General features: G+C 46.5%; 15 protein-coding genes. 10 read left to right on the forward strand and 5 right to left on the reverse strand.

Features of this window, described 5'->3' with window-relative positions; genetic code table 11:
• The first annotated feature begins 4 nt into the window (after positions 1–4).
• Together IKW96_RS03655 and IKW96_RS03660 are read left to right on the forward strand one after the other, a co-directional pair.
• The gene (locus IKW96_RS03655; RefSeq protein ID WP_296570399.1) at positions 5–1,780 is read left to right on the forward strand and encodes a hypothetical protein; all 1,776 of its coding nucleotides are present in this window, start codon (positions 5–7) and stop codon (positions 1,778–1,780) included.
• 340 nt (positions 1,781–2,120) lie between these two features.
• Positions 2,121–2,744 carry a hypothetical protein gene (locus IKW96_RS03660; protein ID WP_296570402.1) on the forward strand — a complete coding sequence of 208 codons (624 nt, stop codon included), beginning with the start codon at positions 2,121–2,123 and terminating at the stop codon, positions 2,742–2,744.
• A gap of 59 nt (positions 2,745–2,803) precedes the next feature.
• On the opposite strand, the gene IKW96_RS03665 is transcribed toward IKW96_RS03660, so the two are convergent.
• The 5 genes from IKW96_RS03665 to IKW96_RS03685 form a co-directional block, all read right to left on the reverse strand.
• The gene (locus tag IKW96_RS03665) at positions 2,804–3,784 is read right to left on the reverse strand and encodes an SPFH domain-containing protein (protein ID WP_296570406.1); all 981 of its coding nucleotides are present in this window, start codon (positions 3,782–3,784) and stop codon (positions 2,804–2,806) included.
• A 39-nt stretch (positions 3,785–3,823) separates the two neighbouring features.
• Positions 3,824–4,258: an NfeD family protein gene (locus IKW96_RS03670; protein WP_296570408.1), complete on the reverse strand. Its 435-nt coding sequence runs from the start codon at positions 4,256–4,258 to the stop codon at positions 3,824–3,826.
• 261 nt (positions 4,259–4,519) lie between these two features.
• Positions 4,520–5,293: a SigB/SigF/SigG family RNA polymerase sigma factor gene (locus IKW96_RS03675; RefSeq protein WP_296570410.1), complete on the reverse strand. Its 774-nt coding sequence runs from the start codon at positions 5,291–5,293 to the stop codon at positions 4,520–4,522.
• 104 nt (positions 5,294–5,397) lie between these two features.
• A complete protein-coding gene (locus tag IKW96_RS03680) occupies positions 5,398–5,793 on the reverse strand; it encodes a hypothetical protein (RefSeq protein WP_296570412.1) in 396 nt (131 codons plus the stop codon).
• A 5-nt stretch (positions 5,794–5,798) separates the two neighbouring features.
• Positions 5,799–6,641, reverse strand: coding sequence for a pyridoxamine kinase (locus IKW96_RS03685; RefSeq protein WP_296570414.1), 843 nt, complete (start codon positions 6,639–6,641; stop codon positions 5,799–5,801).
• A gap of 244 nt (positions 6,642–6,885) precedes the next feature.
• On the opposite strand from IKW96_RS03685, the gene IKW96_RS03690 reads away from it, so the two are divergent.
• From IKW96_RS03690 to IKW96_RS03725, 8 genes are all read left to right on the forward strand, one after another.
• Positions 6,886–7,689 carry an AraC family transcriptional regulator gene (locus IKW96_RS03690; RefSeq protein ID WP_296570416.1) on the forward strand — a complete coding sequence of 268 codons (804 nt, stop codon included), beginning with the start codon at positions 6,886–6,888 and terminating at the stop codon, positions 7,687–7,689.
• Positions 7,690–7,955: 266 nt separating this feature from the next.
• Positions 7,956–9,356 carry an MBOAT family O-acyltransferase gene (locus tag IKW96_RS03695; protein WP_296570418.1) on the forward strand — a complete coding sequence of 467 codons (1,401 nt, stop codon included), beginning with the start codon at positions 7,956–7,958 and terminating at the stop codon, positions 9,354–9,356.
• Positions 9,357–9,371: 15 nt separating this feature from the next.
• On the forward strand, positions 9,372–10,847 hold the full coding sequence (locus IKW96_RS03700) for a DHHW family protein (protein WP_296570420.1): 1,476 nt from the start codon (positions 9,372–9,374) through the stop codon (positions 10,845–10,847).
• A gap of 8 nt (positions 10,848–10,855) precedes the next feature.
• On the forward strand, positions 10,856–12,661 hold the full coding sequence (locus IKW96_RS03705) for an HAD family hydrolase (RefSeq protein WP_296570422.1): 1,806 nt from the start codon (positions 10,856–10,858) through the stop codon (positions 12,659–12,661).
• Positions 12,648–12,890, forward strand: a complete 243-nt coding sequence (locus IKW96_RS03710) for an acyl carrier protein (protein ID WP_296570424.1) — start codon at positions 12,648–12,650, stop codon at positions 12,888–12,890. Before IKW96_RS03705 ends, IKW96_RS03710 begins: the two co-directional genes overlap by 14 nt.
• Positions 12,887–13,726, forward strand: coding sequence for a metallophosphoesterase (locus IKW96_RS03715; RefSeq protein WP_296570427.1), 840 nt, complete (start codon positions 12,887–12,889; stop codon positions 13,724–13,726). Before IKW96_RS03710 ends, IKW96_RS03715 begins: the two co-directional genes overlap by 4 nt.
• Before the next feature lie 158 nt (positions 13,727–13,884).
• Entirely contained in the window at positions 13,885–14,643 is a 759-nt protein-coding gene (rlmB, locus tag IKW96_RS03720) for a 23S rRNA (guanosine(2251)-2'-O)-methyltransferase RlmB (protein ID WP_296570430.1), read from the forward strand.
• Between the two features lie 14 nt (positions 14,644–14,657).
• A complete protein-coding gene (locus tag IKW96_RS03725) occupies positions 14,658–17,183 on the forward strand; it encodes a hypothetical protein (protein ID WP_296570432.1) in 2,526 nt (841 codons plus the stop codon).
• The last annotated feature ends 6 nt before the right edge of the window (positions 17,184–17,189 follow it).

Consider the following 17,189-nt stretch of genomic DNA (forward strand, 5'->3'; position numbering starts at 1 on the left):
AATTATGAAAAAGAGCATTTCAGATATACTGCATAACGCCGATGACAAGACCATTGAGCGCATTGCAGGAAAAAAACAGGCTGCCGACAGCAGTACTTCCGAGCGTATTTACAATAAGTGCCTTTCACGAATCGATTCCGATTATGAACAGGTCGAGCTCATGAAGGCTGAGCCTGTACGCAGAGCTCCAAGGTTCTATCCGGTGCTTGCTGTTATGTGCTGTCTTGTGATAATAGGCGGAAGTATGGCTGTATTGCTTAAAACGAAAGAAAATATGACTCTGCCGACAGATGATTCTCAGGACGTTTTGGCTACGGTAACAGCCAAAGCACAGGCAACTATTTCAGAAAATGAGCATTCATCTTCCGAAACCACCGTTGTCACGACAGCTTCTGACAGTAAAAACGGAAAAGATACGGAAAATTCCGAAACAAAAACAACTGTGACTAAAGCCTCGGCAAAAAGCGATCTAACGCGCCCAACCGTAAAGGCAGGTCCGGGAGCGTATTTTACAAACACAACAAAAACCACAGCTGCAAAAACTGATACAACCAAAAAGACCACCAAAGCAAATACAACTACCCACGTAACTACTGAAAACCCGTACATCGCCCAGCCAAAGGCAAAGATAATGACAACAAAGGATATCATTGCACTTTCCGCAAAGAAGGACGACCTGACATGGTCGGATTTCGAGGAGTACAACTACACGGACATCGGTTCGGGACTCTATATATGGCAGTTCTGCACAAATGAAGGCTATACTCTCAAAGTGGGCGGAGGCGATCTCTCGGAAAAGCCCATTTATATCAAGCTTTTCAGAGATTCTACGGGAGAAAGCATTGATATCCGCAGCAATAATGTTGAGGAATTTTTAAACGCGGCACAGGTGCCTGTTTCTATAATGCAGGTTCTCCGCGATAAACTGATGTGTGGAGACTCACTCCATCCTGACGGTATAAAAAGCATTGAGGTGTCAAGCACAGCCTTGTCAAATATCACTCCCGAAAAGCTTACATACGATCAGATAAAGGAGATATGCCCGCTTATCGAAAATATCAGGCTTATCGCAAAAGGCGGCAATTATGCTTCGTCGAGCATGAACTACACAAACATTGTAATAACGGCTAATAACGGAAGAACGGTTAAGCTCGGCATCAAGGGAGCGGATTTCGGCATTAACGACTTTGACAGCTATGAGGTAGAATCCAAAGGACTGAAAGCCCTGAATGATTATGCGTTATCTGTCCTGCAAAATACAGTAAAGCCCGTAAAAATCGATGTAAGCGGTGATTCCGTTTATTGCTGGCGTAATTTCTGGAACTCAGCAGATAGGTATAATTACGGAAACTTTTCTGAAAAGAGAATAATTTCTGCATTCCCCGATGTTGTTTTCAGCTGGAAAGGACATGAGTACACTATTTCTGTTGAGAAGAACGGAACACAAATAACTTCGATCAGTGGAATGCCGGTGTGGAACGCCTATTTCACAGATATCAACGGCGACGGTTCTCCAGAGCTTTGTATGACAGTTTCATTCGGCAGCGGCATCATTGATGAACACATAATCGTATACGACCTGCGAAACGAAAAGGAATATACTCTTTGGGACAGAATGGAATACGATTACATTCTTTTCATGGAAAACAATGAATTGTTTGTCCGTAAAACCGACTATGAAAGCGTTTCAAACAGCAACTGGGCAGAAAATATGAGTATGGGCGAAAATGGCAGGCTCAGAATAGAGAACGATAAGCTTGTATTCGTTCCCGTTTCATAAGACAGTATAAGCTGCAGAAAAGCTCCGCACTATGCGGAGCTTTCCTGTTATGATCATTAAGGGGCTGAAACTTTCTGTGTTCTCACATTTATGTTATATCTTTATCCCTCATTCATGAGAAGTCGAAACTTGTGCATAGTAAGCAAGGATATTGGAAGCGTCAACTGCGTCTACCATTTCGTCGCCATTGAAGTCCGCAGCTCTCTGCGTATAAAGCATAGGTATTTGGACATTGAAAATATGAATTTTCTGTAAACTATTCAGAAGATGTAAAAGTATGCATTTACTTTTTCATTTGCAAGCTTTATAATATTTTTAAGATAAACGAAGGCGGTGAATTATGAATACTCTTGAGATCAAAACCATTACGACGTCAAAAGGCTATGAAAACGATGTTTTTCTAATAGATAAAAAGCCGCTCCACGAATATCTCCGCAGAGCTGACAGTGAGCTTTCCGACGGACTTGCAATTACGTGGAACGGTGAATTTGAAAACGACGGCGACGCCCGTTTCATGCGTTTCCTGTTGCAAAAAGACAAGCTGAACCTGCCGATACTGTCCTGTCCCGAGGATATGGATTTTTCCTGCACAGTAATAGTCGCAGACATGGAAAAGACTGAAAACACCGTCAAATGGAAGCGTATCGGCAGAGTAAACCACTCGGTCGAGAGCCATAAGGAACAAAAAGAGCATGGTATCGTCTTTGTTGACACATTCTCCGACGATGACTGGATAACTTACAGAGACGCCGCTTTTCTTGAAGTTGACAGCTATGAATGGCGCGAATGGATCTCTGCAAACTGGTCGGAGGAGCTCTATCGCAGACATATCAACTACACTTTCCCCTGCTATCAGAACGAGGAAAATATCGACTGGCTATCAGAGTGCAGCTGGTGCTTTGACAGGAAAGAATACGAAAAAATCGCGTCATCATGCAGACCACGCCGGGTAATGGATAAATAAAAAAACAGCCATAAAGGAACAATTGCTCCTTTATGGCTGCTTCTGTTATAATAAGTTTATTACTTTGCGCTGCGATTATCGTTCTCAACGATAGCCTTGAGACCAGTTGCAAGTCCTGCAAGTCCCTGTATCTCGCTCGGGATAATGATCTTTGTAGCCTTGCCGTCAGCTGCCTTTGCAAAGGATTCAAGCGACTTGAGCTGGATAACTCTGTCGTTAGGATTAGCATTGTTCAGCTTTACGATACTTTCAGCAAGCGCCTCCTGTACCATTTCGATAGCCTTTGCTTCACCGGTAGCCTCGAGTATCTTCTGCTCTCTTACAGCGTCGGCTCTGAGAACCATTGCCTGCTTCTCAGCCTCTGCTTCGAGGATCTGAGCTTCCTTCTTAGCCTGTGCGCGGAGTATCTGAGACTCCTTTTCACCTTCCGCAACGAGGATCTGAGACTTCTTGTCACCCTCTGCCTGAAGTATCTTCTCACGGCGCTCACGCTCAGCCTTCATCTGCTTCTCCATAGCGTCCTGGATCTCACGGGGAGGAAGAATATTCTTGAGCTCTACGCGGTTTACCTTGATACCCCAGCGGTCTGTAGCCTGATCAAGGATAGAAGTGATCTTTGTATTGATGACGTCTCTTGAAGTAAGAGTTGCGTCGAGTTCCATTTCACCGATGATGTTACGGAGAGTTGTTGCCGAAAGGTTTTCGATGGCTGCGAGAGGTCTTTCAACACCGTAGATGTACTGCTTTGCGTCAGTAACCTGATAGAACACAACAGTATCTATCTGCATTGTAACGTTATCCTTTGTGATAACAGGCTGCGGCTTGAAGTCTACGACCTTTTCCTTGAGTGATACCTTGCCTGCGATCCTGTCGATGAAAGGAACGAGGATATGAAGTCCTGTCTCCCATTCAGCGTGGAACGAACCAAGTCGCTCAATAACGAAAACGTGTGCCTGAGGAACTATCCTGAAGCATCTGATGATGATGAAAAGTAAGAAGATTATAACCAAGAAAACAATAAATACGCCCGGATTATCCATTTTTAAGTACCTCCAAATAAAATAAATAGCGATATGTAATTACTTTTCGGGAGCAACAAGCAATTTTGCACCCATGACCTTTTTTACGATAACGACAGTCCCTTCTGGTATGACCTCGTTCTCGTTTTCGGGAACAGCACTCCAGTTTACCCCGCTTAAAGTGACTCGTCCCGTACCTTTGTCACAGTTTATTTCTTCAATAACTGTGGCGTGCCTGCCGACGTCAAGATCGGCATTTGTGGCAACTGCCCTGCTTTTCTTCCGCTTTTTTATAAGCGGCAGGCTCATGATAAGGAATACAGTCGAAGCAGCTATGAATACCCCCAGCTGCTCGATCCATGACAGCTCGAAGAAATAGGTCATAAGCAGCGTTACAAGCGCGCCTGCCGCAAACCATATGGATACGAGCTGTATCGTCAGTACCTCTGCGATCACAAAAGCGACAACAGCCAATGCCCAGAACAGTATCTCCATGGCGAGACCCCCTTTCTGCAATATTTGTAGTAATCCCTACATAAGAACATTATATCATCAAAGTATGAACTTTTCAAGTATGAGCGGCAATATTTCGGCAAATTTTTTTATACGGAAAGTACTGTTTCCGAGACTTGTTAACAGTTTGTAAATAAACAGGATATTCAGGCTGCTCCTCTTAACGGAAAAGCGGGCTACCGTGCCGTAAACTTACGTTACAAACAAAATAACCTGTGAATCCGCCAAAGGAGTGCACCCCCTTCATATACTGTTTTTAATCCTGCTAATGGCTCCTTTTTCCAGCCGCGAGACCTGCGCCTGTGATATGCCTATCTCACCGGCGACCTCCATCTGCGTTTTCCCGCAGAAAAACCTGAGATAGAGGATATTCCTCTCGCGCTCGTCGAGGTCGCGGATAGCGTCGCGTATGGCAAGCTCGTCCATTCTGCTCTCAACGTCGTTCATATCGCTGACCTGATCCATGATATACAGCGTATCCTCGGAATCGGAATAGACAGGCTCGTAAAGCGAAACAGGGTCGCTTATGCTCTCGAGGGCTATGACAACGTCGGAGCGTTTTTCATTTATTTCCTTTGCGATCTCCTCCGTATTCGGCTCGCGGCAAAGCGAGACCGTAAGTCTCTCCTTTGCCTGTATGGCTTTGTAAGCGAGGTCGCGCAGTGAACGGCTCACCTTTACATGGCTGTTGTCGCGGAGATAGCGTCTGAGCTCGCCGCTTATCATTGGTACGCAGTATGTCGAGAAGCGGACTTCCTTTGAAAGGTCAAAATTGTTTATCGCCTTGATAAGCCCGATAACGCCTATCTGAAACAGGTCGTCTATGTCCTCTCCCCTGCCTGTAAACCTCTGTATGACGCTGAGGACCAGCCTGAGATTGCCGTTTATCAGCTTGTCACGGGCAGCCTTGCTGCCTGTTGCGCGTATTTCTTTCAGTAAGGCTATTTTTTCCTCTTCCTTCAGTACCTCCAGCTCCGACGTATTTATCCCTGCAATTACCACTTTATTATATGCCATGATATATCCTCCGCGTTGAATTACAAGGATATTATTGCCGCTGAGCTGCGCGGTAAACACAGGGAATAAATGGTATAAAAAAAGAGCAGCTCACGGCTGCTCTTTCACACTATCAACGGGAGCTTTGTCCCGTGTTTTTTATTGAACTTGATTATATATGTCCTATTGAACGCTGAAACGGCTTTTTTGTCGCTCAGATACTCTTTTTCAGGGAGAGCCTGCAAAATATCGGCTATATCATATGCAGATCCCGTGCTGCCGTCGTGGAGAGCTTTCCGCAGCTCCTTTAGTGAAGCAAGCACAAAGGCAGTTTCCGCGTTAGGAACGCACTCCCTGACTTCAAGCTCCCTGTTCAGCAGACCGGATATAACGTAAACGGCTTCTTCCATAGGGATACTGCCTTCGGTCATATCTGCAAGGGCGTCGGCAGCTTTCACAGCTTCCGCAGAACCGGCATTCGCCCTGATAAATACGGCTGTAAGCCTTATAATATCTGTCATGGCGCTTATTTCTCCCTGACGTAGCCTATGAGCTTTCCGAGGCATAGCTCAAAACAGCTTCCGTACCACGTTTCTTCAAGCTCGGGTACCGTGGCTTCGATACAGTCGAGAGTAAACTTCACGGCTATGTCAAGGCATTGCTGCAGTCCCATACCGAGAGCGCAGGCTCCCGTAAATACGCTGCTGAAAATATCTCCCGTACCGTGAAAACGATAATTCACATTCTTGTCGAAGGAGAAGTAAAACTCGTCCTTTTCGGAGTCGTAAGCGGCAGCTCCCTGTTTTTCGTCGTCATAATGAACGCCTGTTATCACCGGAACTTTGCAGCCGAGAGCGGCAAGTCTACGTAAAACGTCCTTGACGTAATCCTCGTCATAGACCTCAGTATACGGAATACCAAGGAGAAATGAGACTTCCGTCATATTCGGAATAATAAAATCTGCTTTCGCACAGAGCTTCTTCATTTTTTCCACAAAATCAGCGGTAAAGCCTGCATAAAGCTTTCCTGCGTCGCCAAGAACGGGATCGACGATTATCACGTTGTCAGATCTGCCGAAGTCGTTGAAAAAGTCGGAAACTATCTCCACCTGCTCGGGCGAACCGAGATAGCCCGTGTAAAGCGCGTCGAATTTAAGCTCCATGCTTTTCCAGTGCTTTGCAATGGCAGGGATATCGCTGGTGAGGTCGCGGAAAGTGTAATCCTTAAAGCCCTCGCCGGTGTGAGTCGAGAGAACTGCTGTGGGAATTACCGCCGTTTCTATCCCCATTGCCGAAATTATCGGCAGAGCCACTGTCAGCGAGCATTTCCCGAAACATGATATGTCCTGTATCGTTACGATTTTTTTCATTATCATCATTCTTTCAAAAATAATGTTTATCAGCTTTTAATTATACAGCAAACAGGCTTTTTTGTCAACAAGTATAGAAGTATCGTGCTGTACACTTCCATCGTTAATCATTATATTGTAATAAATATGTCATTAAATTGCTTGAAATATCATAAAATTACTATAAACAGTTTGACACCTTTGTGCTATCATGTTAGAATACAAACAGAGATTTTTACTGCCGGTTATCAGGAGGAGCGGTTTTATGAGGATAGAAAATATTACTTCAGATCATAAAAGAGAGCGTATTTTCAGCTTTGAACGCAGAGAGGGCGCAGGCTTATGGCTGCTGCTCGTTGTCAAGGCAAAGGCTGTATTCACTATCGGCGAAAAGGAGATCCCCTCTCCCGAGCATTCTTTCGTTATGCTCACTCCAGAACAGCCTTTCAGCTATCGGAGCGATGATATAAGCTTTATCGAGGACAGTATCAGCTTTATCCCCACTTCCGAGGAGATACAACTCATAAACGACCTCAGCATACCGCTCAACAAGGTCGTTCCTGCCGCCGATCTTTCACAGATGTCGTCGCTTATCCAAAGCATGAGCCTTGAATACTACTCCACAAACAAAAACAGGGAGGAGTCCGTTGACCTCTATTTCAGGCTGCTTCTCCGAAAGCTGAACGAGAGCGTTTCTGATCTCAGAAGATTCAACACCGTCCATGAGGGACTTTACGTGGAGAAGCTCCTATGGCTCCGCGAAAGCATTTACCGCTGGCCGTCAAGGTCATGGACCATCGACGAAATGGCAGCGGATATATCCCTCAGCCGCTCAAGATTACAGCACCTCTACTCCGAGACCTTCGGTGTCAGCATATCAAAGGATATCATCAACAGCCGCCTTGACAAGGCTGCGGAGCTCCTTAAAAAGCCCGAGTATTCCATAAATAAGGTGGCAGAGCTGGTCGGATATCCAAACGCTTCGTATTTCAACAGGCAGTTCAAGAACGGTCTCGGCATGACGCCTACGGAATTCCGCAGGGAATGGCAGGAAAAAGAGGCCATATAATACAAATGCACAATCCCCTTGCTTTCGGCAGGGGGATTTTTCAGTTTATGCAGCAGCGCCGAAACTATGAAAAAAATGAAAATCTCTGTCTTTTCCTATTGCAATTGTTTGGATATTGTTGTATAATTAATATAATAGCATAAAATATGCTTTTATAAAAATCAGATAACAAAAATATATAAAATTTATGATTTTTATTGCTGCGACTGCTTTTACGCGGTAAACAAACAGATATATAAACAAATGCAGCAAGGCGGTAGAACAAAATGGTATTTTCGAGACTATTCTTCATATATATTTTTCTCCCTGTCTGCCTGTTGTGCTATGCACTGGCAAGAGGGACCAAACATAAAAATACGGTGTTGATCATTTTCTCGCTGATTTTTTATGCCTGGGGCGAGCCCGTTTATATTTTCCTTATGCTGGCAACAGCCGTAGTCAACTACGCTGCTGCGCTTTTCATCGGAAAGTATCAGGGCAGGGCCGGAGATACTGCCGCGACTGTTACCGCTGTGGTATACGACCTTCTCATGCTCGGCGTATTCAAATACAGCGGCTTTATCGTGGAAAATATCAACGCCCTTTTTTCATGCTCATTGCCTGTCCCAGATATAAGGCTGCCTATAGGTATCAGCTTTTACACCTTCCAGACCATTTCGTACATTATCGACTGTCACTGGGAAAAGGTAAAGCCACAGAAGAGCTTCAAGAACTTTCTGCTCTTCCTCACGCTATTCCCTCAGCTCATCGCAGGTCCTATCGTAAGATACAGCTCCATTGAAAAGGAGATAAACGAGCGTACCATTCTGATGAGCGACGTTTCATACGGTCTGAACAGAGTTGCCCTCGGTCTTGCGAAAAAAGTCCTGCTTGCAGACCAGCTCAGCCTTATAGCTGAAAGTTTTCTCGGCAATATAGGCGGCTCGACCATGCTTGGAGCATGGTACGGCGCCATAGCATACGGAATGCAGATATATTTTGACTTTTCGGGATATTCCGATATTGCTATCGGTCTTGGACGCGTTTTCGGCTTCCACTTTTACGAAAACTTCGATCATCCTTTTATGTGCAAAGACATTACGGAGTTCTGGCAGCGCTGGCATATCTCCCTCGGAACCTTTTTCCGTGATTATCTCCTCTACATACCAATATTCGGCAAGCGCAGAAAATACGGCGGACTCTTCCTCGTATGGCTCTGTACCGGCATATGGCACGGTGCAAGCTGGAACTATGTCATCTGGGGTCTTTACTACGGGCTTTTCATTTTCATCGAGCTGCTTATCGGAAAGAAAAAGATGAAAAAGGTACCTGTTTTCATACGCCACATCTACAGCAAGTTCGTTATAATCATCGGCTTTGCCATATTCTACTTCGAGGATCTCGGAAAGCTCGGAACATTCTTCAGGACAGCTTTCGGCTTCGGAAAAAACGGCTTTGTCGCAGTACAGGACAAGATATCCTTGGTAAACAACATCTTCCTTATCGCTGTGGCGGTCATCTGCTGTTTCCCGCTTATACGCACCATAAAGAATGTTACGGACAAGCGTTTTGCCGCAAAAGCTACTATCTCCTCGGCAGCTGCCGTTGTTTCCGCACTGCTGCTGGTGATAACGAGCATCGTGCTTGTTGACGCGACTACTTCCCCATTCCTTTATTACCAATTCTGACAAGAGGAACACATAATGAGCAAGAACACAAAGAACACGGACGGAGAAAAAGAAAAAAACAGCTCCGCAGAGACAAACAGACGTCCAGAACCTGCTATTTCCATAGAGGCCTCGGACCGTCAGGGAACTTCCATAGACATTCCCATAAAAGCAAAAAAACTGAAAAAACAGCAGCGCAAAAAAGCTATGAACCGCATTTCACTTGCAAATATACTGCTTATCAGCGCTGTTTTTGCAGGCGGATTCGTATATGTAACGCTTCTGCCACATGAGACAAAAGCTGACGACGAGAACCGTTTACTGACAAAATTCCCGAAATTCAGCGTAAAATCCTATACAAGCGGTGATTTCACAGATGGTATCGCGGATTATTTCGATGATACTGTCCACGCAAGGGCCGATATAAAAGAATTCATCGCCGATATGCTCATGCCGCTCAAGGGCATGAAATACGGCGGCGAAAAAGCCGAGCTCTACGGCAGCGGCTTTGAAAAGCCCGCAGCTGCTGCAACAACGACCGCTGCAACAACGGCGTCAGTCCGCACTCTTACAACTATTGCCGTAGAGCAGCCGACAACCACTGTGACCGAGCCTGAAGAAGATAAAACTGCCGACGGAGAGCTCACGAACAATATCCTGATCGTAAACAAGCGCGGTGTTAACCTCTACGGCGGCGCATGGGGCTCTGAACAGGAATATGCCTCATATCTCAATGCCTATAAGGAAGCTCTCCCGAATGTGAATATCTATTCAATGGTGCTCCCTACCGCAAGCTCTTTCTATCTCCCCGACGAGTACAAAAACCTCGCTCAGAGTGAAAAAGAGGACTTTGACAGGATAGAAGCCGCTCTCGGCAACGTTATGTCCGTAGACGCATACACGGCTCTTGAAGCACACAAGGACGAGCCCATTTACTCGCGCACCGACCATCACTGGCAGCCCCTCGGCGCTTATTATGCCGCACAGCAGTTTGCTCTGACGGCAGGAGTGCCTTTTCCCGATATCTCTGAGTACGAAAAGGTGACTCTCCCGGGCTATGTGGGAACTCTCTATATGTACACGCAGAGCGCGACTCTGCTGAATAATCCCGAGGATTTCGTATACTACAAACCAAGGACAAACGTCAGCGTGACGCAGTATGATACTCATTTCGGAAATCCCGTTGCCGCCGACCTGCTCCTTGACCCGTCACAGATGCCGAATTCGGGATACTATATGGTATTCGGCGGCGATGAAAGAATCGTCCATGTGAACACCGAATGCAGGAACGGAAGAACTCTTGTGATCTTCAAGGACAGCTACGGAAACGCTCTGCTTCCCATGCTTACAAGCTCGTTTGAGCACATTTACCTCTGCGACATCAGGTATTTCGACCTCAATGCCGCCGATTTCATCAGGAACGTTCAGGCTACCGACCTGCTGTTCTCAATGTGCTCCTTCTCGGCAGTCGGCGTGAACCGCTACAATATCTACAATAATCTCATAAAATAGGAGAAAAAATGAAAGAACTCTGCTTTCCTTTTGACAGTCAGAATATACTGCGCCGCAGACCTGCCCTCAGAAAGCAGCTCCTGTCTGACGGAACAGTACGTATAAAAAAGAAAATTGCCGTACTTGGAGGCTCGACTACCGATCATGCAGTTGCCGCCCTGGAGCTTTTTCTGCTCAATTTCGGCATAGAGCCCGAGTTTTACCAGTCTGAGTACAATAAATTCTATGAAGACGCCGTTTTCGGCAATCCTGAACTTGAAAGCTTTGCCCCCGACGTCATATATATCCACACCACCTCGCGCAATCTCACAAAGCTCCCCGCCGGTCCTGCTGTAAGACCCGAACAGGTCGAAAGGGACCTCAATGAACAGTTCGCGTATTTCCGTCAGGTGTGGGAAAGTCTTATGCAGCGCTTCAACTGCCCCATAATACAGAACAATTTCGAGCTACCGCTTTTCAGGCATACGGGAAGCTACGACTGTTGGGGAAATACCGGCCACGCAGCGTTCATTGAGAGACTCAACGTTATGCTCTCGGACTATGCGCGTTCGGTAAACGGTCTGTATATACATGATATCAACTATCTTTCCGCTGTCTGCGGACTAACAAACTGGCACGACACGGAGGCATGGTATCTTTACAAATATGCTATGAGCACTGCTGTTATCCCCGACCTTGCATACAGTCTTGCCTGCATTATCAAGTCACTGTACGGAAAGAACCACAAGGTCATAGACCTTGACCTCGATAATACTCTATGGGGTGGAGTCATAGGTGATGACGGTCAGGACGGTATCGAGATAGGCCCCGAGACCGCTGTGGGACAGTCTTTCACGGAGTTTCAGAGCTTTATCAGAGGCTATAAGGATTATGGCGTGCTCCTTGCAATATGCTCCAAAAATGACGAAGAAAACGCTCTTTCGGGACTTGAACACCCGAGCAGCGTACTGAAAAAGTCGGATTTCGTATCCATAAAGGCAAACTGGGAGCCAAAGGACCGTAATATTGCCGAATCGGCTCAGGAGCTCAATCTCGGACCTGACAGCTTCGTATTCATAGACGATAATCCTGCGGAATGCGCTATCGTTGAAGGACAGCTCCCGATGGTGCAGACCATTCATTCAAGCAGCGTCCATGACGCTATGTATAAGCTTACACGAGGCGGATATTTCGAGGTGACTTCGGTCTCGGACGACGACCTGCGCCGCTCGGAGATGTACGCTGCCAACGCTCAGAGAGCTGCTCAGATGAAGAGCTTCGGCAGCTATGCGGACTACCTCGCAAGCCTTGAAATGAACGCTGTTATATGCGGTTTCAAACCTGTTTACATACAGCGTATCACTCAGCTCATCAATAAGAGCAACCAGTTCAACCTTACCACTCGCCGCTACACCGAGAATGAGATACAGGAGGTCAGTCAGAGCTCCGGCCATATCTGCCTTTGCGGAAAGCTTCTCGATAAATTCGGCGATAACGGCATTGTTTCCGTGGTTATCGGCAGGATAGACGGCGATATCCTCCATATGGAGCTGTGGCTCATGAGCTGCCGTGTCCTCAAAAGAGATATGGAACTTGCAATGCTTGACGAGCTTGTGCGTCATGCAAAGGAAAAAGGTATAAGAACTATAAAGGGGTATTACTATAAAACCCCGAAAAACAGCATGGTAGCCGGGCTTTACGGCACTCTCGGCTTTACGCCCGATGAGAAGCATGAAAACGGCGATTCTGTATGGCATTTAGACCTTGAAGGATACCAAAACAGGAATAAAGTCATAAAAATTCTTGAAAAGGAGAACGAAGATGAACACAAATGAAATAATCCCGCGCCTTAACGAAGTTTTCAGGGATGTATTCGATGACAGGACTATATCCGTTAGCGAAAGAACAACCGCTGACGATATCGAAGACTGGGACAGTCTTGCTCATATCAATCTTGTTGCGGCTGTGGAAAACGAATTCGGTCTGCGTTTCAAGATGAGAGAGGTCTCATCAATGAAAAATGTGGGCGACATGATAAACATAATATCCGAAAGAGGCAGATGATGTCAAAAAAGCTGAAAAAGCGGCTCATTATTGCCGCGGTACTGCTGATCCTGTCTGCTCTTTCCGCATGGGGCTTTACCATGAAAACCATCATATATAACGTGAAAACGGACAAGCTTGACGAAAGTATCAGGATAGTTTTCATATCAGACCTTCATAACTGCTTTTACGGCGACACAAAGCAGTCAAAGCTCATACGTGAAGTTAAGAACAGCTCCCCCGATATAGTAGTTTTCGGCGGCGACGTTATCGACGCATACGGCGGTACGAAGTACGCCCTGCACCTTATCTCAGAACTCAGCAAAGAGTATCCCTGTGTTTATACTCCAGGAAATCACGAAGAAATGCGCGACGATAAGGAAGAGTTTTACGAAGAAGTACGTAAGCTCTGTCCCTTACTTCTCGGAGAATACAGGGAAATAAGCGTAAAAGGGCAGGATATACGTATCTACGGCGCTCTTGACGATACAGCCTGGGGAAAGAAAAGAACTCAGCTCGAGGAGTGCTTCGATACTCTCGACGACAGCTGTTACAATATACTTTTAGCGCATCAGCCCGAGCAGATAGACAGCTACCGAAACAGCGGCACTGGCAGGCAATTCGACCTTATCCTTTCGGGACACGCCCACGGCGGTCAGTGGAGACTGCCCAAACTACTGGATCAGGGGCTGTATGCTCCGGATCAGGGCATACTTCCCGATTATACAACGGGTATGTATGAATACGGCAGTACGACGCATATCATCAGCCGCGGACTCGCAAGACCACTGCGGATGATATTCATTCCCCGTATCTTCAATCGTCCCGAGCTTTCGGTAATTACTATAGGGCAATAATTATTTGGTATACACAGAAAAAGTCTGTGCGAAAAAAATACTTGTAATTTCATATCATTAATGGTATAATGAAAATATCGTTTCCTTTCCGGAAATATGCAGTAAACTGAAATATACAGAACAAAAGGAGCATGGGCGCTTCGTGCCCGCTGTAAGATATGGAAAAAGATAAAAATACTACCGAAAAGTCCGCAAACCTCATATGCGGCAGAAATCCCGTCATCGAGGCGCTTAAATCGGGCGCTAACATAGATACTGTCTATATAAACGGAAACGGCGGAAGTCTCGGCGTTATCCGAAAGCTTGCCAAGGACAGGGGCGTCGTAGTCAAGGACGCAGACGACAAGAAGCTTTCAAGGCTTTCCGACGGCGCTTCTCATCAGGGAGTCGTTGCAGAGGGTGCCTGCGGCGAATATGTCACCGTTGAGGATATACTTGAGGTTTCCCGCAAAAAAGGTACCAAGCCCTTTATCATCATCTGCGACGAAATAGAGGATCCCCACAACCTCGGTGCTATAATCCGTACTGCCGAGACATCGGGAGCAGACGGCGTTATCATACCGAAACGCAGGAGCGCTTCCCTTAATTCCACGGTATTCAAGACCTCAGCAGGTGCGGCGAGCTATGTTCCCGTGGCAAGAGTGTCAAATCTCGCTTCGTGCATCGACACTCTCAAGGATAACGGCGTCTGGATATACGGTACGGACGCTTCGGGAGCCGACTACACCGCGACAGACTTCACAGGCGGAGTTGCTCTTGTCATAGGCTCCGAAGGCTTCGGTATGAGCCAGCTCGTTCAGAAAAAATGCGATTTTATGATAAAACTTCCGATGCTCGGAAAAATAAATTCACTCAATGCTTCCGTTGCGGCAGGCATCTTCATGTATGAAGTGCTCCGCCAGCGCCAGAAGCCCTAAATAAGGAGATAACCATGTCGGATCAGAAACCATCGCTCGAGGATATTCTGGACGAATATTCTCCGGACAGCAAGGATCTCAGGGCGGCAGGCAGGGTAGATACTCAGAAAATACTCAATTCCACTGTCGAATCCCCCGATATCATAGAGAAAGCTAAGTCCAGACCACCTATTTCACATGAAAAATCAGCATTATTCGATAATGCTCTCAGAAATCCCAATCCGGCAGATGAGACCAAGCCTGCTGATATCGCGCGGCATAAGATAGCTGTTGTAAGCTCTGACGCAATCAGTGAGATACAGTCAAATCCGCAGAGGAAAAACATCCCGTCAGGCACTATAACTCCTGTTCAGATGACTCCCGATGAAGCCCCTAAAATAAGGCGCATGAGCGAGTCCACCCGTGCCAAGGAGATGGAAAACAAGAAGAACAAGAAAAAACGCCGCGGCAAGGATAACGACTATACCTACGCAAAGGAAACTCCCGACGGAGAGTATATGTACACTCCTCCCGAGTTCAAAAGGAAAAAGCGCAGCCGCATACAGATAATCAACGAGGCGGAAAGTCCCGAGGGAAAGAAACAGATAACCGATATCGTCCCCTCGCCTGCCGCTGTTGAGGCTGCAAAGCCCGTTGAGCCTGCGCCCCGTGCGGAGCTCACAAGCATCAATCTCAGTGAAAAGGCTGATATCGACGCAGGACAGCTCGACGTTCACATCACTCAGGAAGCCGACGAGTTCATGTCGGTGCACTCCAAGAACAAGCGTACAAAAAGGATAGTCGATTTCAACTATTACGGCGACGTTGAGGACGTGGGAAGAGATATCTACGAGCTGAAAAGCACTATCTCCGTAAGAGTGGTGATACTCGCGATGACAGCTTTCCTCAGTCTTTTCATCACTCTTGCAAATCAGTTCGATCTGCCTATAATAGACGCTTTCAGTATGTCGCATATCAAGACATACCTCACGGTACATCTCGTTCTCGGAGCTGTTTCCATACTTTCGTCCATGGCGGTAATAACAAAGGGAATACGGAAGCTTTTCACCATGAAAGCTGACAGCGACTCAATGACGGCAGTCACGGCTCTGTCCTGTCTTATAGCCATAATCCCAGCTTTTCTCAGTCCAGAGCTCATCAGGACGGAAAACATACACATTTATATGCCCGTGGGAATACTTGCGCTTTTCATCAATTCTATCGGAAAGCTGCTCATAATCAGGCGAGCGGCGCGGAATTTCCGCTTTGTTTCCAAGAATTTCGACCGTCACGGCATTACCTATGTCACTGACGAGGACCGTGCGGAACGCATTACAAGAGGCACTCTCGGCGACTTCCCTATCCTCGCTTCAATGCGTAAGACGGACTTCCTCACGGACTTCCTGAGATACACCTATTCCTCGGATATGACCGATGATTTCTGCAAAAAGGCTTCACCCATATGCCTTATTGCTTCAATAGCTGTATCGTTTTTCCTGACACTGTTCTGCAAGGGCAATTTATTCACACTGGATTCCGCAGCGTTCGGATTTTCAATATTCAGCATGATAATCTGCGCTACGTCCTGTATCGCTATGCCTTTCGTTGTAAATATCCCCCTTGAAAACGTTTCCAAAAGCGCCATCAAGAATAAGGGAATTATGCTGGGTTATCAGAGCGTTGACGACTTCTATGATACAAATTCCATACTTATCGACGCAAATACCCTCTTCCCCGAAGGTACTGTCAGACTTGACGGTATAAAGGTATTCTCCAACACAAAGCTTGACGAAGCCTTTCTTGAAGCCGCAAGCCTTACTTCCACAGCAGGAAGCATAATGTCCCAGCTTTTCAGCGACGTTATCGCAGGCAGGAACGGTTCGCTCTACCCTATCGAGAACTACTCATATGAAGAGGGCATGGGTATGTGCGGCTGGATAAACAACAAGCGCGTGCTTTTCGGAAACCGCGATCTCATGACCAGCCACAATATCGAGGGCGTTCCCACGAAGTCACAGGAAGCCGAGTCGGTAGACGCCGGAAAGGAAGCTCTTTACCTGTCTATTTCAGGAAATCTCGCGGCTATGTTCGTTGTTGACATCGTTGCTGACAGATATGTAAAGCGCTGGGCAAAAAAGCTCTGCAAAAACAAGATCTATACGTTCATAAAGTGCATAGACCCCTGCATTACCGTGAAAAAGCTCAACAAGCTCTTCGGTATACCCGAGGAAATGGCAAGGATAATCCCCAAGAAGCACCACGAGGACTTCTATGAGGAGACAAAGAAAGCAGTTCGTCTGAGCGCTTCAATGGCTACAACAGGAAAGTTCTCATCGCTTGCGGAGCTTCTCATCGGCACGAAAGTCGTGCATTTTTCCGCTATAATCGGACTTATTCTGCAAACAGCGTCAATACTTCTCGGATTTGTGCTCTGTATGCTGCTGATACTCTCAAAGGCGTTCAGATACAACTACGTTTATATGTCGGCTACAGCCCTCACGGTCTATAACCTGGCGTGGACAGTACTTACATATATCGCTGTGAAATTCAAGAAAACATGACATAAC

The sequence above is a fragment of the Ruminococcus sp. genome (genome assembly GCF_017549005.1).
Taxonomy (GTDB): domain Bacteria; phylum Bacillota; class Clostridia; order Oscillospirales; family Ruminococcaceae; genus Ruminococcus.